The organism is Vibrio sp. RW (assembly GCF_027587105.1).
Taxonomy (GTDB): Bacteria; Pseudomonadota; Gammaproteobacteria; order Enterobacterales; family Vibrionaceae; genus Vibrio; species Vibrio toranzoniae.
Genome location: NZ_JAPPTM010000004.1, coordinates 171,038 through 193,157 on the forward strand (window position 1 = coordinate 171,038; position 22,120 = coordinate 193,157).

24 protein-coding genes are annotated in these 22,120 nt (G+C 44.7%); 5 read left to right on the top strand and 19 right to left on the bottom strand.

Annotation, left to right across the window (positions count from 1 at the left end):
- Positions 1-2 precede the first annotated feature (2 nt).
- From OCT63_RS05230 to OCT63_RS05280, 11 genes are all read right to left on the bottom strand, one after another.
- Positions 3-851, bottom strand: coding sequence for a DMT family transporter (locus OCT63_RS05230; RefSeq protein ID WP_161686745.1), 849 nt, complete (start codon positions 849-851; stop codon positions 3-5).
- Entirely contained in the window at positions 851-1,303 is a 453-nt protein-coding gene (locus tag OCT63_RS05235) for a GNAT family N-acetyltransferase (protein ID WP_060468711.1), read from the bottom strand. Before OCT63_RS05235 ends, OCT63_RS05230 begins: the two co-directional genes overlap by 1 nt.
- Before the next feature lie 57 nt (positions 1,304-1,360).
- Positions 1,361-1,927, bottom strand: a complete 567-nt coding sequence (locus OCT63_RS05240) for a Crp/Fnr family transcriptional regulator (RefSeq protein WP_060468710.1) — start codon at positions 1,925-1,927, stop codon at positions 1,361-1,363.
- Positions 1,928-1,998: 71 nt separating this feature from the next.
- Positions 1,999-3,753: a lysophospholipid acyltransferase family protein gene (locus tag OCT63_RS05245; protein ID WP_060468709.1), complete on the bottom strand. Its 1,755-nt coding sequence runs from the start codon at positions 3,751-3,753 to the stop codon at positions 1,999-2,001.
- Positions 3,754-3,765: 12 nt separating this feature from the next.
- Positions 3,766-4,209, bottom strand: a complete 444-nt coding sequence (locus OCT63_RS05250) for a hypothetical protein (RefSeq protein WP_060468708.1) — start codon at positions 4,207-4,209, stop codon at positions 3,766-3,768.
- A gap of 10 nt (positions 4,210-4,219) precedes the next feature.
- Positions 4,220-4,657 (bottom strand): YHS domain-containing (seleno)protein, encoded by a 438-nt coding sequence (locus OCT63_RS05255; protein ID WP_060468707.1) that lies wholly within the window; start codon positions 4,655-4,657, stop codon positions 4,220-4,222.
- Between the two features lie 12 nt (positions 4,658-4,669).
- Entirely contained in the window at positions 4,670-5,419 is a 750-nt protein-coding gene (locus OCT63_RS05260) for an NRDE family protein (RefSeq protein ID WP_060468706.1), read from the bottom strand.
- A 2-nt stretch (positions 5,420-5,421) separates the two neighbouring features.
- Positions 5,422-5,964: a DinB family protein gene (locus tag OCT63_RS05265; protein ID WP_161673291.1), complete on the bottom strand. Its 543-nt coding sequence runs from the start codon at positions 5,962-5,964 to the stop codon at positions 5,422-5,424.
- A gap of 19 nt (positions 5,965-5,983) precedes the next feature.
- Entirely contained in the window at positions 5,984-7,117 is a 1,134-nt protein-coding gene (locus tag OCT63_RS05270) for an ATP-grasp domain-containing protein (protein ID WP_269983320.1), read from the bottom strand.
- A complete protein-coding gene (locus tag OCT63_RS05275) occupies positions 7,114-7,701 on the bottom strand; it encodes a DedA family protein (protein WP_269983321.1) in 588 nt (195 codons plus the stop codon). Before OCT63_RS05275 ends, OCT63_RS05270 begins: the two co-directional genes overlap by 4 nt.
- A gap of 286 nt (positions 7,702-7,987) precedes the next feature.
- On the bottom strand, positions 7,988-9,964 hold the full coding sequence (locus OCT63_RS05280) for a bifunctional 2',3'-cyclic-nucleotide 2'-phosphodiesterase/3'-nucleotidase (RefSeq protein ID WP_161686751.1): 1,977 nt from the start codon (positions 9,962-9,964) through the stop codon (positions 7,988-7,990).
- A 399-nt stretch (positions 9,965-10,363) separates the two neighbouring features.
- Here OCT63_RS05280 and cysD point away from each other — a divergent pair, with 399 nt between their 5' ends.
- The 4 genes from cysD (at position 10,364) to cysC (ending at position 15,191) form a co-directional block, all read left to right on the top strand.
- The gene (gene cysD, locus OCT63_RS05285; protein ID WP_268810613.1) at positions 10,364-11,308 is read left to right on the top strand and encodes a sulfate adenylyltransferase subunit CysD; all 945 of its coding nucleotides are present in this window, start codon (positions 10,364-10,366) and stop codon (positions 11,306-11,308) included.
- Positions 11,309-11,326: 18 nt separating this feature from the next.
- Positions 11,327-12,757 (top strand): sulfate adenylyltransferase subunit CysN, encoded by a 1,431-nt coding sequence (cysN, locus tag OCT63_RS05290; RefSeq protein WP_017055356.1) that lies wholly within the window; start codon positions 11,327-11,329, stop codon positions 12,755-12,757.
- 64 nt (positions 12,758-12,821) lie between these two features.
- On the top strand, positions 12,822-14,546 hold the full coding sequence (locus tag OCT63_RS05295; protein ID WP_017055355.1) for an SLC13 family permease: 1,725 nt from the start codon (positions 12,822-12,824) through the stop codon (positions 14,544-14,546).
- A 24-nt stretch (positions 14,547-14,570) separates the two neighbouring features.
- On the top strand, positions 14,571-15,191 hold the full coding sequence (gene cysC / locus OCT63_RS05300) for an adenylyl-sulfate kinase (RefSeq protein ID WP_060468700.1): 621 nt from the start codon (positions 14,571-14,573) through the stop codon (positions 15,189-15,191).
- Between the two features lie 111 nt (positions 15,192-15,302).
- On the opposite strand, the gene OCT63_RS05305 is transcribed toward cysC, so the two are convergent.
- The 7 genes from OCT63_RS05305 to OCT63_RS05335 form a co-directional block, all read right to left on the bottom strand.
- Positions 15,303-16,211 (bottom strand): TIGR03899 family protein, encoded by a 909-nt coding sequence (locus OCT63_RS05305; protein WP_060468699.1) that lies wholly within the window; start codon positions 16,209-16,211, stop codon positions 15,303-15,305.
- Between the two features lie 350 nt (positions 16,212-16,561).
- Complete coding sequence (locus OCT63_RS05310; RefSeq protein ID WP_060468698.1) at positions 16,562-17,077, bottom strand: DUF3299 domain-containing protein; 516 nt, start codon at positions 17,075-17,077, stop codon at positions 16,562-16,564.
- 13 nt (positions 17,078-17,090) lie between these two features.
- Entirely contained in the window at positions 17,091-18,350 is a 1,260-nt protein-coding gene (locus OCT63_RS05315) for an ABC transporter permease (RefSeq protein WP_269983322.1), read from the bottom strand.
- On the bottom strand, positions 18,347-19,063 hold the full coding sequence (locus tag OCT63_RS05320) for an ABC transporter ATP-binding protein (RefSeq protein WP_161686753.1): 717 nt from the start codon (positions 19,061-19,063) through the stop codon (positions 18,347-18,349). The genes OCT63_RS05315 and OCT63_RS05320 overlap by 4 nt, the downstream gene beginning before the upstream one ends.
- A gap of 140 nt (positions 19,064-19,203) precedes the next feature.
- Entirely contained in the window at positions 19,204-19,863 is a 660-nt protein-coding gene (gene zrgA, locus OCT63_RS05325; protein WP_161686755.1) for a zinc uptake protein ZrgA, read from the bottom strand.
- Between the two features lie 20 nt (positions 19,864-19,883).
- Positions 19,884-20,195, bottom strand: coding sequence for a DUF2607 domain-containing protein (locus tag OCT63_RS05330; RefSeq protein ID WP_161686770.1), 312 nt, complete (start codon positions 20,193-20,195; stop codon positions 19,884-19,886).
- Positions 20,196-20,285: 90 nt separating this feature from the next.
- Positions 20,286-20,837, bottom strand: coding sequence for a YtfJ family protein (locus tag OCT63_RS05335; protein WP_269983323.1), 552 nt, complete (start codon positions 20,835-20,837; stop codon positions 20,286-20,288).
- 251 nt (positions 20,838-21,088) lie between these two features.
- Between OCT63_RS05335 and OCT63_RS05340 the strand changes: the two genes are divergently transcribed.
- Complete coding sequence (locus tag OCT63_RS05340; protein ID WP_017055346.1) at positions 21,089-21,289, top strand: DUF1107 family protein; 201 nt, start codon at positions 21,089-21,091, stop codon at positions 21,287-21,289.
- A 107-nt stretch (positions 21,290-21,396) separates the two neighbouring features.
- Here OCT63_RS05340 and msrA read toward each other — a convergent pair whose 3' ends face one another.
- Complete coding sequence (gene msrA / locus OCT63_RS05345; protein WP_269983324.1) at positions 21,397-22,026, bottom strand: peptide-methionine (S)-S-oxide reductase MsrA; 630 nt, start codon at positions 22,024-22,026, stop codon at positions 21,397-21,399.
- Positions 22,027-22,120 lie beyond the last annotated feature (94 nt).

Consider the following 22,120-nt stretch of genomic DNA (forward strand, 5'->3'; position numbering starts at 1 on the left):
AGCTAATGACTAGCTCTTTTTTTTGGGCGTTTGAAAGGTGCCAGCGGCAAGATAATCAGCATGATTCCGATAAAGGTCAATGTGTCTGGGATTTCATCGAACCATGCTGCTCCGATGAATGCAACAAAGACTAACCCCGAATACTCTGCCAATGCAATTTGGCTAGAGTGAGCTTTCTGATAGGCGGCAACGGCAAGACCGTTATAGCTCAGTATCAATGTTGCGCTTAATCCAATGTATCCCAAATGTTCTATGGAAACCGGTTGCCAGTATAGGAAGCATAATATCAATGAAGCTGGAACTGAGAATAATGTTGTCCACCACAGCGTCGTGACCACCGATTGCTCGCTAGGGAGTTTTCTTACTAGTACATTGAAGAGTGCGAGTGTGAGTGCTGTGCCCAAAGCAAACAGTGCTGCCCAGTGGAATTGCGATGGCCTTAAGACTATCAGCGCACCAATGAAGCCGATAGAAGTGGCGATAACCTTGCCAAGTGCTGGTTGCTCTTTCAGTAGAAACATAGCAAGAGGCAACATCAATAAGGGGGCGACGTAAAACACAGCGTTAGCAGTTGCCAAAGATAAATGGGTGATCGCCACAACCATACACCCACTGCCAATCAATATTAGCTGTCCTCGTATAAAGGTGACTTTGGCTTGCTGTAAGCGTCGTTGCTCTTTTTTCTGTTGCAGCCACAAAGGGGTGATGATAAGTAGGGATATCAACTGTCGGAAAAAAATATACTGAAGAGGCGGTACTTCGCCATTCAATAATTTAACTGCTACGTCCGAAAGTGAGGCAAACAGGTTACCCGCAATCAGCATTAGGATACCGACAGTGATATTCGACATTACTTCTCTAATCTCATGTCTACATGTGGAATATCATCTTCCAGGTACATCTCAGAGATCGTCTTGAATCCATGACTTTTGTAGAAGCTTTCTAGGTGTTGTTGTGCGCCAATATCGATGGCTGTACTCGGCCAAAAAACTTCACAGCTTGTTAATGCTTCTTTCAGTAGTTGATGTCCTAAGCCATCACCTCTTGCGGATTGTTTGGTGGCGACTCGACCAATACTGGCGTTGTCATAAGTTGTGCCCGGTGGCAGTAAACGCGCGCACGCTACCAATTCTTCATCAGCGTAGCCTAATAGGTGTTGAACACCTGCGAGTGTGTCTTTACCGTCAAGCTCCGGATAAGGACAAGTCTGCTCAACCACAAATACATCTACTCGTAATTTAAGTAATTGATAAAGTTGTTGCGTTGAAAGTTCTGTAAAGGGAAGTGAGTACCAATTGATCATGTTTATATCCAGAGATTATCGATGATCTGAATGTACTATGCGTGATGATTATTGGCATTAACTATTGTTAATTCGACCTTTAATTCTGCTAAGGCTTATCGAGGTTATTCCTAGGTAGGCTGCAATCTGGTTGTTGTTCAAGCGCTGTTCCAGATCGGGATAATGTTCGCAGAAAAGTTGGTAACGTTGCTCTGGGGTGTAGAGTAGCATAAAGCGTTCTTTGTTTTCTTTATGCATCAGTTGAGTTTCTAACAACTTTAAATACAAGGGGTTATTCGATGCGCGCCACTCAGTTAGGGCTATCATTGGAAGTTCTAATAGAGTGATTGGCGTTAAAGTTTCCAGTAGATAAGGGGAAGCTTGTTTTTTTATTAAGCTCTCAAAACCGATGATCCAATCTTGTTCCCAGTAGAACTCTTTGCTGTATTGTTTACCGTCGTCAGTGAGGTAGCAAGCATGGCACAAGCCCTCAAGTACAAAGTAGATTGAGCTCGCCATCTCTCCTTGGTTGATCAGTATGTGTCTCGTCGGCAGTTCAAGCGGTTTCGCGACGGCTAATAGAGACTCAATTTGACTTTCAGAGAAGTCGAAGCTTTGTAATTGTTCGATAAAAGAGGTGTGCATGAAAATAACCTAACTCAAATAAGTGCCGAAATCATCGCACTTATTTAAGTGTAGGTACAGAGTGGGTTAAATCAGCGTCGAGCATGTTGTTCTAGATAGTCTTGAGCAAGTTTTCGACCCATGTATTTACCTAGAGTTTTCAATGGTACTTTCTTAAGGTTCACCACAATCAAGCCGTCTAAAGCATCATTAAATGATGGGTCGACGTTAAAGCACACTAGTTTCCCGTTCATCCCTAGGTATTGGCGCAATAACACCGGTAGCCCTTTTCCTTGTTCCATACGAGCTAGCACTTTAGAAAGTAAGGGCACACTCGCCAATGACGATAATAGGTGATTCTGCCAGAATACATGACTACTGGTATTGAGTGGTGAAGAAGGTGAAACCAGGTTCGCTTTTTCCTCATCGTAGTGGTGAATTGATAAGGTGGTCGCGATCAACAGGCGCGCATTGTGGCTGTAATCATTACTGATACTGACCGGGCCAAATAGGTGGGTGTATTGAGGGTGACGAGACACAAAGGTCGCGATACCTTTCCATAGCAGTAACAGTGAGTTAAGGCTTTTTTGATAAGGTTTACTCACTACAGAGCGACCAAGTTCAATGCTGTTGTCTAACGTATCGATGAACTCTTGATTGTAGTTAAACAGACTACGAGAGTAGAGCTGATCAAGTCCGTGCTCTGCGATTAATTTGTCGACCATACCAAGTCGATAAGCGCCGACCAATTCTGCCTTCGCTTTGTTCCACACAAACAGTTGGTGGTAGTAAAGATCGTACTCATCTAAATCACAAGCAAGCCCGCTGCCTTCTCCAACTTCACGGAAACTTTCTTCTCTGACTCGACCGATCTCACGCATTAAGTTTGGAATGGATTGGCTTGGTGTGCAGTAGACCTCAAAGTCGCCCTGCTCGAGTAGTTTCATCTCTTCAGGGAGTGAGTCTATTTCGATTGATAATACTTCTGGTGATATTGGCGCTATCACTTGGGTATCGAAAGAGGGGGCGTGGATTGGCGTACTCGGGCTATCTTGTTGACTCATTAGGTAGGTATTGAGTCGTAGGTAGTTGACGATATCCATCTCTTTTTCAAACGATTTTATCTCTGAACACGGAATCGATGAGCCAATCGAGATCGAGATAGTCGTCGCTTGCTTATTAAGAAGTTCACGGCCGAGTAGAGCGGTTCTTAATAGCGGATGGACTCGACCTGCTTGATAGAAAAGTTCGCTGTTTTTACCATTGATGAAGATCGGAACTGTAGTGGCTTGATGACGTTTGACGAATTTGGCAACCGATTTGCTCCATTCGATGTCTGTCAGTGTTTTTGCCCCTTTACGGTAACTCGATACTTCACCCGCAGGGAACACAATCAACAGTCCACCGTCTGCCAAATGACGATTGGCATCTCGAATAGCCTTGGCATTGGTGCGTTTCGACTCTTTACTATTAAAGACATCAACCCCAATGAAAAGATCATCCAGTTCAGGCAGTCGCTTGAGTAATTCATTCGCTAATACCTTCACATCCTTTCTTACCGATCCTACGAGATCAGCAAGGATCACACCTTCAATGGCGCCAAGTGGGTGGTTCGCCACAATCACGACTGGTCCTTCTTCCGGGATGTTTTCCGTGCTTCCCGATGCAACCGAGTAGTCGATATTGAGCGCCGACAGGGTGTGATGCATGAATTCAAAACTAGATAACTCGTTTGGTCTATCTTGATAGAGTCGATTGAGCTTAGATAGCCCAGTTGCCCACTCGACAACAGACTCACCTAAACCAAAAGGCGTGTAACGTGGTAAACGAAAAGGACTATCAATCATAGTGAAGCTACCTTATTGACTAAAGTTGTTTAGAAAACCGTTTTGATTCTTGAAATCTTTCACACTTAAAAACGCACCGCATAACCAAACTAGGCATGCCATGCCAAACAATAACCCGCCGTCGTAACCGACAATCTCGCCTGCTGCATTGAACTCAGGCATTTGAATACCGAGCGGCGTAAACAGGTGGAAGAAAATCGCGCCACTCATAATTCCCACGCTCATGATGGCACCTAAGCCATGCCAACGAGTAAACAGCAAAATGGCCGCAATCAATTCAGCGAACCCAATCAAGTAGCCGCCAAATGAACCGAACCAACTCAGGCCAGACCATGTCGCCAAGGTGCCAAAGATATGCTCAGTCTCGTATGAGCCGGTGAACTTAAAGAACAGCGACTGAATAAACACAAAAGCGATAAATGCTGCCGGGAGATGTTTAGCAGGAGTGAATGTCATGGTTATTCCCTTACTTAATCAGCTGCGGCCAAACTTTATCGGCTTGTTGAATATGCTGTGCACGGTCTTGCTCCCAAGCCTCTTGGATCTCTTGGTCGTAGTTAAGATAAAGTTTGTCATCAACTATGGTCCAATACTGTGGATCGCCTGGTGCGAAGTCGTTTTTGGCAGAAACGGCCCATGCGCAATAGCCACCATATTGAGGGGCATATTTTTCAGGATTATTAACAAATAAAGTCAGATTCTTTTCAGAAGAGAAATACCAGTCCGCGCCTTTGTATTCAGTGCTGAATTTTTTACTGCCTTCAACGGGCTTACCGGAAGTGAAATACGCGACGGTATCGTAGCCATCGAGCGCCTTGCTGCTAAAGAACTCAGTGTAGATTTCATCGGCGGCAAATACGTACGGGCTAACAAGTAGCATGACCATGGTGATTAGTTTTCTCATGATGGACTCCATCTATAGATTGATTGCGGGTGATAAATCAAAGGTAAAGCGCTGCTGATTTATCTGGCATGGTTTAATGGGTTCGCATGGCGAGCCGGATGCATAAAACATAGAGGCTTGACCATGCAGGTTACGTAAGTGTGTAAAGCTCACGGTATGTGCGTCTTCGCGATGCATACAGGTCGCTAAATGAGGTTGTTCGTTGTGATGGTGAGAGTGGAACAGCAGTAAGTTCTGCTGATTCTTGCCTGTTGCCATAAGTTGGTTGTACTTTGCTTGTCGGTAGGCTTGCACTCGCTCTAAATCAACACCGGATGAGAACAGTGGAGAATCGGTTTCGACTATTTTTTGTTGAATGCCATCCCACATGTAGGCAATCACCAAACCATGGTGTTGAGTTAAGTTCGGCGCAAAAGCCAACAAGGTAAACGGGGCAAAAGAGTGCAGGTCGAGCTGATGAAATGCTTCAGAGAGCTTACTGATGTTACGACTCGATGATAGGTTCTTAAGTAACAAACCACGGCTGACTAAAGGTCCAGCAGGGACTATGCCTTGATAGTTATTGAGTAGACAAAGCGAAAGCCCGAACTCATTAATACTTATCCAACTACCACCGCCCGTTGGGTCGAGTGGCATGATGATATCGACACCGTTAACTCGATATTGTTTAGGCGGCATCGCCAGTGCTCGCGTCTTTTGTTCATCGCGATTAAAAAAGACCTGATAGCCATTTTCTTCAAGTAGCCAAGATACTGAACACATGATTATTGCTCCCTCAGATAGCTGCTGGTGGTTGGGGCATAACCAAAAGTGTTGCAGGTTTCCATGTCTAGGAAGCTGGTGATCACCTTGATCATCGCGTAATGATGATTGGCATGCAGCGCGGCAAAGGTGATCTCTCTTTCCAGCGTAGAAGGCAGACTGGCAAACACCTGAGTATCCATCGAAACCTCGGTTTGGATCATGATGTGCGCTTCGAGATCGTTGCGGTCTAGTCGCTCAAGCCAGTTGATCACATAGCGAATCTCTTTGACTGCAATTGAGCGGTTGTATTCGACTGGATGGCCACGACGACGAGTGTTGTAATCAACGGTCGCGTTCTCTTTTAAAATCAGAGCATGAAAAAGATCGAGCGTATGACGAGTATGCTCACCAATAGAGCTTGTGACGTGCGGCTTCGCTCGTGTCAGATAGTCACTGTCAGATATTGCTAACAAGAACTCTAAACCCTGATTCAATATCTCTATCGCTCCCTTGATACTGGGAGAGACAGAAGTGAGGGCGCTTGGTTGGGCTATCGGGTTCATTCATGATCCTCGTACAAAGTTAGTCGGTGGTCGGATATTGTTGAACAAGGCGTCGCTCTTCTTGCCACGCGTGAAGCAAGCTCTTAAAAGAAGGAGGTTGATGGCCTCTTTGTTTCTGTTGAGCGCCAATATCAAAAAGAATGCGGTATTGCAGAAGTAGTGTGGAAAATATCTCTCGTAGTGGTGTGTTGCGATCCCAGATGTGCCCGGCTTCACTGCTTGCACCATTAACCTCAAGGATGGTGAAATCCTCACCTCTCATTAGGCTGTGCATGTCTTTGAATTTGACGTCGAGTCGACCAAAATGGAAGCCGTCGAAGTCGTCGAATATCTCATCTAAACGTTCGGTTAAAGCTTGAGTTATGTATTGATTGCCGTCTCGGAAGATGCAGCCACGGCTATGGCTACCTGCGAACGCAAGTTGGAACTCCTCGCCCTCTGCGAGCACTCGATCCAATTTATCTTGATGTCTTGGTAGATACAGGTGACTGAGCTGCCCAGCACGTGGGCTGTTCTCGATTAACTGCTTGAGGGTCGACTTGCCATCACCCATCACCATTGGCGAATATTTGAGAGTGATCGAGATGATCTCGCCTTGCTTTTTGTTTGGATAACGAACATAGAAAACGCCAGCCTCGGCTTGGTAAGGCGCCTTTTCTTGCAATAGAAAGCGAGCATTATTTGGGAAAGATTTAATATATTGCTCAAGTTGATCTTGGTTGTTGATCAGCTTTACTCCGACACCTCGGCAACCCAGATCCGGTTTCGCCACAATAGGGAAATCGAGATCCGATTGTATCAATGCGCAGTGTGCATTCTCGGCTTGTTTCTTACTGCTCAGATCGGTTTTGGTTAGAGTGATAAATGGAGAGATCCAACGCTTACTCGACGATCCGGCAAGACTCAGTATCTCGTGTTTCGATTCGCCGACCATGCCACTGAGTTTAATGCTCGGGTTGGCGATCAGCGGCAGCGCCCAATCAAAGTGCCGTAACCCTTGCATCAGGCTTTGAATCACTACTGGAGTGTAGAAGAACCACGTTGGAAGAAACTCGTAAGGAGAGACACTGCGCACGGTGTCTTTTTCAAGCAAAGGCATGCCTGCATTGATTTGATGTGCGGGAATGATGCGAATATCTTGCGGTGAACTCATGATAATCCTCTAGAGTAGGTTTTATTCATTAATCGATTGCCGACTAGCAGCAAAGCGATGGCACACGGGATAACGATCCATTGATATTCAGAGGCTTGCAGCCACGCTGATGTCCCTAAATAGTAGATGGCAGAGAAGACAATGCCAGTCCAGATTGCGGTGGCGCAGATGACAGCAAACAAGAAAGTAGGTAGTGGGATGGCGAAAAAGCCACTTAAGGTAAACCCGACGGTGCGAAGCCCCGGTATAAAGCGAATGACAAAAAGACTGCTGAATGCGTTTTGACGTAATTTAGTACGAAGTGCCCGAAAGTATCGGTTGGTGAGGGCTTTGTAACGAACAGCTCTGAAATAGCGTCCTGATTTACCTAAGTAATAAAGGCCAAGATCCCCGGTGGCAATGCCGATGAAAATCGCAAGTAACGCATATTGAGGTGGGATGAGCCCTTGGGTCGCTAAACCTGCCGCCGTAACGATGGCCAGATCTTCAAGCAGGTAAGAAAGCGCAATAATGCCAAGCATCAGCCATAGCAGCGACTCCTCTCCTGAATTTAACCACGCTTGAATGCTCTCGACGGTACTCATCAAATGTCCTTATCTATCCTATAGATGAATGGCTTATTAGCTATTCATTGAGTGTAGTAAATTAAATAGACAGGAGGAGCTGAGAAAAACTTACAGCGTATTGCTGCTTTTTTATGTTGATTAGATTCAATTAGCGGTTTGAGCTGGGTTGTTTAGATGATGAATTAACAGGTGTTTAGGGGGAGAAAGGTAGGGTTTCTAGGGTTAAAATTTAAATAACAAAACAAAAAGGCTGAGTCGTTAAACTCAGCTTTTTAGACGGTTAACTATTGATTACTAGAGTAATCTATTTAGTTAGGTCAATTTGATAAACGCCGAAGCCAACATCGTCAGTCGCAACACGTTTCATTGGGTATTGACCCTTATTTTTGATGAATTGTGCCGCTTTCTCACTTGGCGATGTTTCAAAGCGGATATCTAGTGTGTTATCCGTTTTGATTGGTGCGAATGACCAGTTGTTGTCAGCTGTTGGGTTCACTTGGCCTTGCTCTTTGCTTACGCGAGAGATGTAGTTTGCAAGTACAGTACGGTTCTCATCTGGTGCATCAAATGCGATGAAGTCTTCACCTGTACCTGGGAACTTAGCACTGTATGCTCGGTAGTTGTTGGTCGCGATCAAGAAGTCTTGCTTCATGTCGATTGGCTTACCTTGGTAAGTTAGGCCAACAATACGCTGAGAGTCAGGGTTAACCACTTTACAGTTTGCATCGTATTTCGCAGGCTGAGTTACGTCGATTTGGTAATCCACACCGTCGATAACATCGAAGTTGTAAGTACGGAAGTTATCCCACTCGATCAGCTGCTGTGGTGCTGTTGAGTTCACGTCGATCTGGTTGAATTGGCCAGCAGAACACTCAAGCCACTCTTTTACTTCGTGACCGGTTACCTTCATCGCAACTAGCGTGTTCGGGTAAAGGTACAAGTCAGCTGCGTTACGAAATGTCAGTTGACCAGACTCAACTTCAGTGAAGTTAGCCGGGTCATTCTTACGACCGCCTGCTTTGAATGGTGCGGCTGCTGAAAGTACTGGTGTGCCATCTAGGTCTGGGTCACCTTGGATGAATTGCTCAACGTAATCTTTCTGTGCAAGGTTAACAATCTGTACGGTTGGATCGTCTTGTACTAGAGACAGGAAGCTGTACATCACATCGTCTGCTTTACCAATTGGTTGGTTAACAAACTCACGAGTACCTGCATGGTCTTTTTCTAGTGCTGTTACGATGCCTTCATCAGCGGCAGCAAGAGATTTCTTCTCGATCTTGTCGTAGATAGGGCGCGCTTCTGATTGGCCTTTAACGACTTCCCACTTACCGTCTTTTTGTGCAAGAGTTAGATCCATTACACCCACGTGGCTACCCCAACGACCTGGCATGACTGCCGCAACACCGTTCATGGTGCCGTTTTCGTTGTCAACGCCTTGGATGTTGTCGAACCCTTTACCTGGGAATACCGCGTGAGAGTGGCCGAATGCGATAGCATCAATGCCGTCTACTTCAGATAGGTAGAACGTTGAGTTTTCTTCGCCATTTTTGTAGGGGTCAGTTGATACGCCTGAGTGAGGGATAGCAACGATAACCTCTGCTCCTTCCGCTTTCATTTGAGGCACTAACTCGTTAGCGGTCTCAATGATATCGCGAGCGATCACTTTGCCTTCTAGGTTCTTCTTATCCCACGTCATGATTTGTGGTGGAACAAAACCGATGTAACCCACTTTTACTTCATGCTCTACACCTGCAGTATCTTCAAACGTGTGTGTCTTGATGATGTATGGCGTGAAGTAGTGTTCTTTGGTTTTTGCGTCGTAAACGTTAGCACTGATGTATGGGAAATCAGCGTCGTTGATCGATTCTTCTAGGAACTCAAGACCGTAGTTGAATTCGTGGTTACCTAGGTTTGCAGCCTCATAGCTTAGTTGATTCATGGCTTTGTATGCGGGGTGAACTTCACCTGCTTCAATACCTTTGTCTGCCATGTAGTCACCCATTGGGCTACCTTGCAACAAGTCACCGTTATCAACTAATACGCTGTTGATTACTTCGCTTTGCGCTTTTTTTACTAGGGTTGCAGTACGTGCTAAGCCGATTTTTTTTGATGGCTTGTCTTTGTAGTAGTCGTAATCCATTAGGTTAGTATGGATGTCCGTTGTTTCTACGACACGTAGTTTAATCACTTCATCGGTATCAGGTGTGGTTGTGCAGCCTGCTAGAGTCAGACCAAGGCCTGCAAGTACAGCCAATGACAAAGGTTTTATTGCAACTTTCATTGTGGGCTCCAAAGTGGATGGTAGAAAATTCATTGCGTAATGTAACAAAATGCAATGAAACAATGATTACAGCTAATTTTAATCCGTGACTTAGATCGATTACTTTGTGCTGCTCTGCAATGAGCCTCCCAAATCTGTTAAATCGACAAATAATTGATATCGATTTAATAGGTCTATCTATCGATAAATGCAGTCCCTTATCAGCTTTTCGAATAAAGAATGAAATTTTAGAATTTCCAGTAATATGAGAGGCTCGTCATAATGCCTAAGTCAAGGACGTATCAGGCAGATGAATAGCAAGGACAGCTCAAAACGAAGCTTCTTTTTCTTCTAGTGCCAATACTCCTATTCACTGAAGTGGATGAGTTAAATCCCTTACTTGGCAAGAACAAGTAATGAATTGCTCGTAATGCGAGCCTTAAAGGAAGCACTGTAATGGACCAAGAACGTTTAACCCACCTAAAACAGCTAGAAGCGGAAAGTATTCATATTATCCGTGAAGTGGCGGCTGAGTTTGATAACCCAGTGATGATGTACTCCATCGGTAAAGATTCTTCTGTGATGCTTCATTTAGCTCGCAAAGCGTTTTACCCAGGAAAGATTCCATTCCCATTATTACACGTTGATACGGATTGGAAATTCCGCGAGATGATCGAATTCCGTGACCGTACAGCAGAAAAGTATGGCTTTGATTTATTGGTACATAAAAACCCTGAAGGTATCGAGATGGGTTGTAACCCATTTGTACATGGTTCTTCGAAACATACGGACATCATGAAAACTCAGGGCCTCAAGCAGGCGTTAAACAAGTATGGGTTCGATGCTGCTTTTGGTGGTGCGCGTCGTGACGAAGAAAAATCTAGAGCAAAAGAGCGTGTTTACTCTTTCCGCGATAAGAACCACACGTGGGACCCAAAAAACCAACGTCCAGAGCTTTGGCACACTTATAACGGTCAGGTTAATAAGGGCGAAAGCATCCGTGTATTCCCGTTATCAAACTGGACTGAACTGGATATTTGGCAATACATCTATCTAGAGAGCATCGATATTGTTCCACTTTACCTATCGGATAAGCGCCCTGTTGTTGAACGTGATGGCATGCTGATCATGGTCGATGACGAGCGTATGGAGTTGCAAGAAGGTGAAGTGATCGAAGAGAAAAGCGTTCGTTTTCGTACTTTAGGCTGCTACCCACTAACTGGAGCGGTTGAATCTGAGGCGAATACGCTCACTGGCATTATTGAAGAAATGCTGGTGGCAACCTCCAGTGAGCGTCAAGGTCGAGCGATTGACCATGATCAGTCGGGCTCTATGGAGCTGAAAAAGCGCCAAGGTTATTTCTAAGAATCTAAGGAAAGAAAAATGAATAGTGCAGTAGAAGCCGAATTGGCTGAACTAGGAATTGAAGGTTATCTAAGTCAGCATCAGCATAAATCTATGCTTAGATTTTTAACTTGTGGCTCAGTAGATGACGGTAAAAGTACCTTAATCGGTCGCTTACTCCATGATACAAAACAGATTTATGAAGATCAGCTAGCCGCGGTTCACTCAGATAGCCAACGAGTGGGCACCACAGGTGAGAAGCCTGACTTGGCACTGCTTGTTGATGGCTTGCAGGCTGAACGTGAGCAAGGCATCACGATCGACGTAGCTTACCGCTACTTTTCGACGCAAAAACGTAAATTCATTATTGCTGATACCCCAGGGCATGAGCAGTATACGCGCAACATGGCAACAGGCGCTTCAACGTGTGATCTGGCAGTGATCTTGATTGATGCTCGTAAGGGCGTGCTGGATCAAACACGTCGTCACTCGTTTATTTCTAACCTGCTTGGTTTGAAGCATTTCATCGTTGCAGTGAACAAGATGGATCTGGTGGATTATTCGCAAGATCGTTTTGAAGAGATTCGCGATCAATATCTAGAGTTTGCTGAAAACCTAGAAGGCGAAACCAATATTCAGATCTTGCCGGTTTCGGCGCTTGAAGGCATTAACGTAGCAACGTCAAATAAAGAGCTCGCATGGTTCGAAGGTCCGTCTTTATTAGAAGTGTTAGAGAACGTCGATATTGATAAAAAGCGTTCTGCAGGTGAGTTCCGTTTCCCTGTGCAATATGTGAACCGTCCTAACTTAGACTTCCGTGGCTTTGCTGGCACTGTCGCCTCTGGTCGTGTGAGTGTCGGTGATGAAATCAAGGCTCTGCCGTCAGGTAAAAGCTCTAAGGTTGCACGTATTGTTACCTTTGATGGTGACTTGGAATCTGCGCAAGCGGGCTTAGCAGTAACGTTGACACTTGAAGATGAGATCGATATCAGTCGTGGTGATTTGATTGTGTTGGAAAACGCTCAAATTGAATCAACTAACCACGTATTAGCCGATATCGTGTGGATGACAGAACAACCACTGCAACCGGGTAAAGCTTACGACATTAAAATCGCAGGCAAGAAAACTGTTGGTCAGGTTGAAACGGTTCGTCACCAATACGACATCAACAACCTGTCGACTCACGAAGTTGACGAGTTACCGCTGAATGGTATTGGCTTGTGTGAGTGGTCACTGAACGAGACTATTGCGTTGGATAAATATCGTGAAAGTGCTGATACCGGAGGCTTCATCGTTATTGATCGTCTGACTAACGTGACGGTTGGTGCTGGTTTGATTCGAGACCGTTTGGGCTCAGTTGAACAGCAAGCTGGTCACTTCTCTGCATTTGAACTTGAGTTTAACGCATTGGTTCGCAAACATTTCCCTCATTGGGATGCCAAAGATTTAAGCCAACTACTGAAGTCATAACGACCAAGTCATCGCTTATTGAATCAGGCGGAAACCCATCGTTTCCGCCATAAAGGACGGGTATATGTGGCAACAAGGATTTGTATTAGCGATTTTGCTTGGCATCATTACTTGCCTACTCGTAACCCGTATTAAGCCAAGCTTTATCTTTGCTGGTGCGGCGTTTATTGCTTTTATGGCAGGAATGATTGACTTGTCGAGCCTGGCTAATAACTTCACTAACTCCTCACTACTGACTTTAATTCTTCTGATCCTCGCATCGAGTGCGTTAGAGAAAACTCGCTTAATCAGCTGGGTTAGCCGCAATATATCTGAAGGTCGGCTAGGTACAGTAGTAGCGAAGTTGGGTATTTCCACCGCGTTACTTTCATCTTTTACCAATAACACGGCAGTCGTTGTTTCTCTGATCGGTGCGATCAAACGTAATCAGCAACATGCGCCTTCCCAATTGCTTATCCCGTTGTCATACGCTGCTATATTAGGTGGCACGTTGACATTGATCGGCACTTCAACCAACTTGATCATTAATAGCTTTGTTGAAGATGCGGGATTACCGAGCTTGAATTTTTTCACACCCACTCTAATTGGCTTGGCAGTCTTGGTCGGTGGTGTGTTGATCCTTATTCCTCTCAGCTACTTTCTACCCAGCTACGATGATGGCTCTCAAGATGATCTGCCTTACTTCTTAGAAGCCAGAGTTGAACCGGGCTCACCGTTAGTTGGCCGCAGTGTTAGTGAGAACAACCTAAGGGCACTGAGAAAACTCTTCTTAGCGGAAGTGATTCGAGACGGTAAAACCACCGCGTCTATTGACCCTAATTTTATTCTTCAAGCTCGTGACCGATTATTGTTTTGTGGTGACGTCGAGAGCGTAGCGACACTGCAAGAAATACAAGGCTTAACTCTGTTTGGTCAACATCACCTTAATGGCCAGAGTTTTGTTGAAGTTGTGGTGAGCTCTTCGGCAAGCTTCTGCAATAAAACCTTGAAAACCAGTCAGTTTAGAGACCGTTTCGATGCGGTTGTCGTGGCTATTCGTCGTGGCCATGAGCGCCTTGAAGGTGGCCTTGGAAACATCACTTTAACGGCTGGTGATACCTTGATTTTGGTTCCCGGTAAACGTTTTGAAGAGCAGCGTCAGCAACACAACAAAGAGTTTGTGTTGATGAATGACCTAGATTCGAGTGCCAAGCTGGATGCTGATAAGTCGACGTTAGTTCTATTTGGCTTCGCCAGTGTAATTGGCCTAGCACTTGCTGACGTATTACCTATTATCAAAGGTTTAGCTGTCTTTCTTTTATTGCTGGTGGCCTTTGGAGTGGTACAGCTTGGTGAACTTCGCCGACGTTTTCCCGTTGATATTGTGGTAATTGTAGGTTCAGCGCTGTCGATTGCTCAACTGATGATTTCATCGGGTCTGTCTGAGCGTATGGGGCTGATGTTTATGGAGGCCTTTAATGGTTGGGGTGTATTCGGAGCATTAGTCGCGACCTATTTCATGACCTTGGTGTTGACTGAACTGGTGACCAATAATGCGGCCGCAGCACTCTCGTTTCCTATTGGCTACAGCATGGCTGTTGGCTATGGTGTCGACCCAATGCCGTTCATTATGGCGGTTTTGTTTGGAGCGAGTGCCAGTTTTATTTCGCCATACGGTTACCAAACCAATTTGCTGGTTTATAGCGTAGGTAACTACCACCTCACGGATTATCTGCGCATCGGCATTCCAATCTCGATTGTCTATTCGGGGTTGGTCTTGACCTTAATTCCTTACTTTTTCCCATTTTAATGCTCTTTATTTCAAGGACTCATTATGACCGCAGTACTCAAGCCAAAAGATGAGAATGTTGTGTGGCACCAACACTCGATTGATAAAACATTCCGTGCTGATTTGAAATCACAAAAGCCCGCCGTGCTCTGGTTCACGGGGTTGTCTGGTTCTGGAAAGTCGACAGTCGCGGGGGCACTAGAGAACCGTTTGGCACAGCTTGGTTACCATACTTATTTATTGGATGGCGATAATGTTCGTCATGGACTATGTAGTGACCTTGGTTTCTCTGAGCAAGACCGTCGAGAGAATATCCGTCGTATTGGTGAACTCGCTAAATTGATGGCAGATGCGGGTTTGATCGTGTTGTCAGCGTTTATTTCGCCACATCAGGCGGAAAGACAGTTAGTGCGTGATTTATTGCCGGAGGGTGAATTTCTAGAGGTGTTTGTAAATACACCACTTGAGGTGTGTGAGCAGCGTGACCCCAAAGGCCTGTATAAGAAAGCGCGCGCTGGAGAAATCCCGAATTTCACGGGCATTAGCTCAGCTTACGAGGCGCCGCAGAGCCCTGAGATAGATCTGCCCGCGGGAGAGAAAACACTCGATGAGCTAGTCGAGCTGTGTATTGACGCTTTAGAGAAGCGCAACATTTTAGCCAATTGAGTTGAGTGGTATGACTGAGACTACGCTTACTTAGCCATGTATTGAATGTCCCTTTCAGTAACGTAGCCTTGGTTGTGTCGAGACTGCAAGCCTATCTCTTCAATCATATTGCTAAACAGTGTAGTTTACGGTGCTTTTCGTTTCTGTCTGTACCGTGAATTTTTGGCTCAACAGAGTAATCAGTTGGTCGTAGTACTGCATGTTGGGTTTGTTGCCAAGTAAGGTACACAGCTCATTGCCTGTTGGACTAAATCGGTAGTAAATCAACTTAACCCCTTTTGATATAGGTGCCAGTGACATGCTCTTACCTTGGTAAGTGAGGTGCAACGCTGGATCGAAATCAATTTCACCAGACTCTAATTCAGTACCTAGAATGATACCGATCTCAATTAAGTGAAGCAGGCTAGAGTAGGGCAGGTTGTGTCCACCTAGGTTGATGGTGTTGGTGGAGTCTCTTTTACCGAAGCTGAATATTCCAGCATGAGATTTAAAACCAAGTAATAGTTTCCTGCTGTTATCACTGCCAAAACTGCAGCCCAGTGAAGCTGCTCTTTGCAGAGTTAATGCTTCTTTTGGGGTCATGTCTTGCAATATTTTCAGCGCCTTCATAGAGGTTGAGCCTGGATTGGTAACTTCTCTTTTTAATACCTGAGCCCAGAGTCTTTGCATCGATGTATTGTGGATCTCTTGCGCCATATCGAAAAAACGGTATAGCCAGTCCTGATCCGGGTCTCCCGCGGCTTCATCCTTACAGGAAGAGTGCGCCAATTTGAGAATCTGCTCTAGATTCTTTTGACGCAGCTCCTTACGTTTTTTCTCACGCAATAGGGCTCGTTCGATAAGCGTGCTCTCAGCTTTATCGCTTGGTTTTACACTATGACTGATTAAGGAATCTAAGCCGAAGCTTTGTGCGATATGCCGCATTCTGCTTGCACTGTCGGCAATATGAGGTTTTTTATCATGCTTATGCTGTGCATCACTTGCATGCTCAATAATTACTGGCTGTTTGGTTTCAGACATAAAAGTACCGTAGGAGACGATTTAACTGCCTAAAATGTAACTCTTTATCTTATTAGTGGCTAGATTTTGCGTGCAGAGTTGAAGACTTCAACAAAATTTCACTTTTGATAATGATAATAAAATGTTAAATTTGTTGTAATTATCAAGGGGGAGTTATGAATCAAGTGGATGATAATAAGCTGAAGAAACAGCTTGGTATAGGGATATTACTTGTTACTTATGTTGGTGTTCTAGCTTATTTGTCTAATTACATCGTATAACTTAGACGAAAGTTTTAGTTATTAAACTGTTATTGAATGATATCACTTGTTCGGTAACGGTAGCTCATCCTTGAGCCACCCTTCTAATGGTTACATATCGTCATACTCTTCAATCGCTGTGCCTTCAATAAGATAACCTGTTTGAGCTAAGTCGTGGCTTATTGACTCGGTTTTTAGCGTACCGACTAAATAAATCACATCCCATAGCTGCTGTATTGGTGCACCTTTAGGGAACTTCACGTAGATGATTTGGTTTGGCGGCGGTGGCGGCACGTGGATACATGCGCCAAAGTACGGTACCAGCAGAAATTCAGTGATCATGTTTTCATCACCTTCCAATGGAATCACAAAGCCAGGAATCTTTACTGTGCTGCCATTCAGCTCAGGGCGAACAGCGCCAAGTGTCGATTGTTGAGGTTTGTCCATACTGTCGTGGTTAACTGTCGGCATGCCGAACGAATCCAACTGAGCACGTTCTGATTCCGGAATCAAATCAATCCAATCCAGAGTTAATACCGATTCGTCAGTCGGTGCGGTTTCAGCGTGAGCTGTGCTGATCAATGGGAACAAAAGTAGCCCAAGTATCAGTAGAAGTTTGCGTTGCATCATAGGTTCCTAATTAGATTCGAATGGTCATGCCATCTGCCAATGATTGACGGTATGCACGGAAAGCGGGAATAAAGCCGATGATGACTCCTGCGGTTTGTACCAACATGAGCAGTTTCCATTCATGAGATGTAATGGCGGATATCGATATGTTGATACCATAACTTTGTTGTACAATTGGAGCAACTACTGCGATCAGGGCAAATAAGAGTGAGACGCCTAGTGTGATTCCTAGAAAGGTCAGGGCACTGGCTTCACTGATCAGTAAACCGAAGACGTGGCGAGGCCTTGCTCCCATTGCACGAAGAATAGCCATCTCTCTGCGTCTTTCTTGCAAGCTAGTGAGTAGACTACTCAGCATGCCTAGTAAGCCTGCGACAACAACAAACCCTGACACAATAAGTAGTGCTTGCTCTGCTACTGCCATCATTCCCCATAATTCATGAAGCGCAATGCCTGGCATAATTGCGCTTAAAGGCTCTTGGCGGTAGTTATTGATTTCTCGTTGCAGTGCAAAGGTTTGGATCTTAGATTTAAGCCCAACCATCATCGCAGTAATCTGTTTAGGTTGGAAATCATAAGTCTTTAACGTTTCAGCATCTGGTGTGTGACCGAGGTTAGCCCCCGACTCCCAGCCAACGTGAATCGCTTCAATTGCCTCTAACGACACATGCACCGTTTTATCTACCGGTGTTCCGGTTGGTGCGAGTATTCCGACAATCGTGAACGGCAGGTTATCGTGTCGGCTGAAGGCCACATCACTAATACCGTGCGCCAGAATGATGTGACCACCAATCTTGTAATCTAACTTCTTCGCGACATCAGCACCAATTACCACATCAAATAGCTGATTGAACTCTTTTCCTTGCTGGAAAGTGAGTGGTTGCTTACTTCCATAGCGATAGTTTTCAAAGTAGCTATGGTTAGTACCCATCACGCGGAAGCCTTTATGCGAATCTCCCAATGAGATGGGTATCGCCCACTTTACAGCGTTGTGTTGGCTAAATTCTTGGTAGCTTTTCCAATCGATATTGTTGGTCGCATTGCCGATTCTAAATACAGAATAAAGCAGAAGGTTTACCTGACCAGAGCAGCCACCGACGATAAGGTCTGTACCTGAAATAGTATTAGCAAAGCTGCTCTTGGCTTCGGTTCTCACGCGCTCTACACCGAGCAAGAGAATGACGGACACGGCCACGGTGAGAATGGTTAGAATAGCGGTGGCTTTACGATTGAGTACGCTTTTTAAGGCTAAGTGAGTAATGACTTTCATACGACAACCTTAGCTTGGTTAATGGTTTTTAAATCTATGGTTCGAGTGAACAGTTTTTCTAGTGTTGGATCATGACTCACAAAGATCAGAGTAGAACCTGCCTGATCGGCTTGCTCTAGTAACAGTTCGATAAAAGCTTCTCGGTTGTCGTGATCCAGAGCGGATGTCGGTTCATCGGCAATGATGAGCTTTGGTTGTCCGATTAAGGCACGAGCTGCCGCGACACGTTGCTGTTGACCAATACTCAACTCAGTAACGGGCTTGTCCATTAGAGCTTGAGGTAGCTTTAATCGTAATAGTAATTCTTGAGCGGTGGCTTGCAGGCTGCTTTGACTTTCAGCAACTTGCTGCTTGCGAATCTTTGAGAACTGGCAAGGAAGCGTCACGTTGTCGATCACTGACAGGTAAGGGAGCAGGTTAAATTGTTGGAATATATAACCAATATGGTCGGCTCTGAATTTGTCTCTTTGGCGAGGTGTCAATTGAGTAAGATCTTGGCCAAGGATAGATACTTCACCTTGCTCTGCTTGGTTTATTCCGGTCAATAACCCTAATAATGTTGACTTCCCACAGCCACTAGGCCCTTTGATGAAAAGGTGCTCTTGGGCTTGGATATGCAGTGAGGGGATCTCTAGCGTTGGGGATAATTCAGGCTTCCAACGAAAGCTGATATTTTCGAGTTTGACCACAAGTGATGAACTGTCAGAAGGCATATTAGCTCCAATTAATTAAAGCGGTGTATCTACTGGACTGTTATTCGCATGATAAATTTCCAGCGCACACCGATTTGCACAGCCAAGTAAGTGAATGCTCACTTGGCTGGTTATCCACGTTTAATTCAATTTAATACCAATTAAAATCGAAAACTAATACGATCTGCGTTAAGTACTTCTTGAATTTGAGCTGTGTCTGTTAGCAGGTTCACTGTCATTTTTTCTGTGTTGCTGAACTTAGAGAACCACTGAGTGCTAACGGTGTCTAGCTTAGCAACATCTGAACATTGGTAGTGATACTCAACCGTGAATTCACCGTGGCTACCTTCTGAATGGTCATGGCCTTTGTGGTCATCATGGTCGTGTTCAGCATGATCATGGCCTTTGTGATCATCATGATCGTGTTCAGCATGGTCATGGTCTTTGTGGTCATCATGATCGTGTTCAGCATGGTCATGGCCTTCATGCTCATCATGATCGCCTTCTAGCGAGTTAGTCACCGATTTAAATTTCAGCGTACAGCTCGCATTGTTAAAGCTAAATAGCTCGTCTGGCTTGTTCAGTTGTGCGATAGCTTGCTCAAGCACTTTCTTTTGCTCAGTAGTTTCTGGAGCATGTTCAAAGCCAACCACATCCGCACCTGGTGCTGTTACTTCAACAAGCAGTTCTTGTCCATCTTGAGCGATGTTTACTTCAACTTGGCCATGTACGTGCGCACCATGAGAACGGAATTCTTCGTTTGCTAGAGCATTAGTCGAGACAGTCATGCCGATAACAACGGCTAAAATAGAAGGTTTCATGTTTTTTTCCTGAATAAAGATTAATTTAAAAAATAGTGGTAATTAAGAATCTTTACAGGAGGAGAACGTGCCAAGTAAGAGAAGTATAGACGCTTCAACGAGCGTATTGGTTCTGTTATAGCGACCGTAAATTCAGAATGAACTTCTGGAATCAGTGGCAGTGAGTGTGCCGTAATGAATTGGTTTATCGAAAACAGCTCACAGTGATGTGAAGTGTGATGCTTAGGGGCAATATCCACAATATGTGTTGCTGTTAGCACGCTTAATATGAGCATTAGCCCAAGCAAGAAGCCTGTTTTGCGTTTCACATTGTTAGGTGTGTTATGCCACATCAGGATTATTAACCACAGCATTAAAAAAGGATACTGTTATAATATAACAATATCCTTTGACAAGGTCTCGAAAAAGACGCGAATATCTGATTAAAGGTTCGCTTTAATCAGTCCAATAACTTGTGTGACCTCTGATTCGTTAAGCGCCCCTTCTTTAACAAACAATATTTTACCTTGTTTGTCTTGAACGATAATCGCAGAGCTCTCTTCTTGCAGAGCCCATGAAGACGCGACTGCGCCGTCTTCATCTAACACCATAGAAGACCATGGAAACTCTTCTTTGCTGCTTTCGGCAGACGATTTAACAAAAGACCCAGTCCCCCAAATCGCATCACCTTGATTGATTATGGTCGTGGTTTGGTAGCTGTCTTCTGAGAACTTCGATGCGGTAATCGCTGCCATTAATGGGGCGTTGAGCTCTTTAGAGCTGCTGCGGCCAGCAATAGCTTGAACGACGCGAACTTTACCTAGGAGATTGCTGGTTGCCCAAGCTTGATAGGCGGTATTGCCGTCGTTTATAACAATTTCACCATAGTTGCTAACATCGACAGCAGGTAGAGTTTCACCGACAGATAGATTGTGAGCATTGGCGAAGAGTGGAGAGGCTGCGGCTAAAAAAGCCAGTAGAATTTTGTTTTTCATTATATTTTTGTTCCGCTTATTGGTTTGCATTGGAAGTATAATATGAAATTTGAAAAATGCCTCTTTAACTTTTTATCGTACGATGTTGAAATAAGTTGCACACTTGTTGCCAAAAGGTATAATGCATTGATAGCAAGTTAAATAACAGATTATCTTGCTGTTTGCTAACGGATTTAGCGATTAAATGTGCTTTGAACTAGGATATGTTCAGGTGCCTGACTGTAGTACTCAAATGGAATTGAGGTTGTATTATGTTAAGAGAATTTTCGACTTATCGCCCACATCAGGTGGCGCGTTTCGTTAAAGTCCTGTTCAAAGGCCAGTTTGCCATCGAAGGTATCGGAGAGTTTCGCTTCGACCAAGGCAAGGTGCTTCTTCCTGAAGTGTCAGACAAGCAAAAGCTCACCATTTTTAAAGAAGTTAACGGCACGATTGCTGCTCTGCCGGTATAACCGACCTTTATTGATCAAGCTTTAAATAGACCAACAGCAAAAAAGGGTTTCCGAATGGAAGCCCTTTTTTAATGAGTATCGTTTTCGTTTATTACCCGAACTGAAAGTTATTGTGGAGGAAAGCAAACCCCTGTTCCGCCCAACCCACAATAGCCATTAGGGTTTTTGGCTAGGTATTGCTGGTGGTAGGTTTCTGCAAAAAAATATTTCCCTGCCGGTAGAACTTCCGTTGTGATCTCGTTGCCTAAAGATTCAGTCATTGCTCTTTGATATTCTTGCTTAGAGTGCTCAGCGATAGCCTGTTGCTCTTCACTGAAAGTGTAGATTGCGGAGCGGTATTGAGTCCCCAAGTCGTTGCCTTGGCGCATGCCTTGAGTTGGATCATGATGCTCCCAAAAGGTTTTTAGTATTTGAGCTAAAGAGGTTTGTTTGCTGTCAAAAATCACACGAACCACTTCGGTATGGCCAGTTTGCCCTGAGCATACTTGTTCATAGGTTGGGTTGACTGTGTATCCACCTGCGTAACCCACAGAGGTAGAGACAACCCCTTGCAATTGCCAAAACAAACGCTCAGCTCCCCAGAAGCATCCCATGCCAAGCAGGACTTCTTGTTGAGCACCTGTAGGGGTATCTAGCAAGTCGGTCTGATTGACGAAATGGCGCTCAGTGATTCGGATTGGGTCAGCATTTCCCGGTAATGCGGTTGCTGCGGACACCAGAGGTTGTTTGTTTAGCATGTTATGTTCCTTCTTGCATACGTTTACCGCGTTGGTTTTTATGAACGGTAGGCTGATATTAACGGTTGGTTAATATTGATTAAGTCTTCAAATT

Bases quoted from the DNA above. Each gene is read 5' to 3' on its own strand.
- OCT63_RS05230 (WP_161686745.1), bottom strand. From the start codon at position 851: ATGTCGAATATCACTGTCGGTATCCTAATGCTGATTGCGGGTAACCTG.
- OCT63_RS05235 (WP_060468711.1), bottom strand. From the start codon at position 1,303: ATGATCAATTGGTACTCACTTCCCTTTACAGAACTTTCAACGCAACAA.
- OCT63_RS05240 (WP_060468710.1), bottom strand. From the start codon at position 1,927: ATGCACACCTCTTTTATCGAACAATTACAAAGCTTCGACTTCTCTGAA.
- OCT63_RS05245 (WP_060468709.1), bottom strand. From the start codon at position 3,753: ATGATTGATAGTCCTTTTCGTTTACCACGTTACACGCCTTTTGGTTTA.
- OCT63_RS05250 (WP_060468708.1), bottom strand. From the start codon at position 4,209: ATGACATTCACTCCTGCTAAACATCTCCCGGCAGCATTTATCGCTTTT.
- OCT63_RS05255 (WP_060468707.1), bottom strand. From the start codon at position 4,657: ATGAGAAAACTAATCACCATGGTCATGCTACTTGTTAGCCCGTACGTA.
- OCT63_RS05260 (WP_060468706.1), bottom strand. From the start codon at position 5,419: ATGTGTTCAGTATCTTGGCTACTTGAAGAAAATGGCTATCAGGTCTTT.
- OCT63_RS05265 (WP_161673291.1), bottom strand. From the start codon at position 5,964: ATGAACCCGATAGCCCAACCAAGCGCCCTCACTTCTGTCTCTCCCAGT.
- OCT63_RS05270 (WP_269983320.1), bottom strand. From the start codon at position 7,117: ATGAGTTCACCGCAAGATATTCGCATCATTCCCGCACATCAAATCAAT.
- OCT63_RS05275 (WP_269983321.1), bottom strand. From the start codon at position 7,701: ATGAGTACCGTCGAGAGCATTCAAGCGTGGTTAAATTCAGGAGAGGAG.
- OCT63_RS05280 (WP_161686751.1), bottom strand. From the start codon at position 9,964: ATGAAAGTTGCAATAAAACCTTTGTCATTGGCTGTACTTGCAGGCCTT.
- cysN (WP_017055356.1), top strand. From the start codon at position 11,327: ATGAATAGTGCAGTAGAAGCCGAATTGGCTGAACTAGGAATTGAAGGT.
- OCT63_RS05295 (WP_017055355.1), top strand. From the start codon at position 12,822: ATGTGGCAACAAGGATTTGTATTAGCGATTTTGCTTGGCATCATTACT.
- cysC (WP_060468700.1), top strand. From the start codon at position 14,571: ATGACCGCAGTACTCAAGCCAAAAGATGAGAATGTTGTGTGGCACCAA.
- OCT63_RS05305 (WP_060468699.1), bottom strand. From the start codon at position 16,211: ATGTCTGAAACCAAACAGCCAGTAATTATTGAGCATGCAAGTGATGCA.
- OCT63_RS05310 (WP_060468698.1), bottom strand. From the start codon at position 17,077: ATGCAACGCAAACTTCTACTGATACTTGGGCTACTTTTGTTCCCATTG.
- OCT63_RS05315 (WP_269983322.1), bottom strand. From the start codon at position 18,350: ATGAAAGTCATTACTCACTTAGCCTTAAAAAGCGTACTCAATCGTAAA.
- OCT63_RS05320 (WP_161686753.1), bottom strand. From the start codon at position 19,063: ATGCCTTCTGACAGTTCATCACTTGTGGTCAAACTCGAAAATATCAGC.
- zrgA (WP_161686755.1), bottom strand. From the start codon at position 19,863: ATGAAACCTTCTATTTTAGCCGTTGTTATCGGCATGACTGTCTCGACT.
- OCT63_RS05330 (WP_161686770.1), bottom strand. From the start codon at position 20,195: ATGTGGCATAACACACCTAACAATGTGAAACGCAAAACAGGCTTCTTG.
- OCT63_RS05335 (WP_269983323.1), bottom strand. From the start codon at position 20,837: ATGAAAAACAAAATTCTACTGGCTTTTTTAGCCGCAGCCTCTCCACTC.
- OCT63_RS05340 (WP_017055346.1), top strand. From the start codon at position 21,089: ATGTTAAGAGAATTTTCGACTTATCGCCCACATCAGGTGGCGCGTTTC.
- msrA (WP_269983324.1), bottom strand. From the start codon at position 22,026: ATGCTAAACAAACAACCTCTGGTGTCCGCAGCAACCGCATTACCGGGA.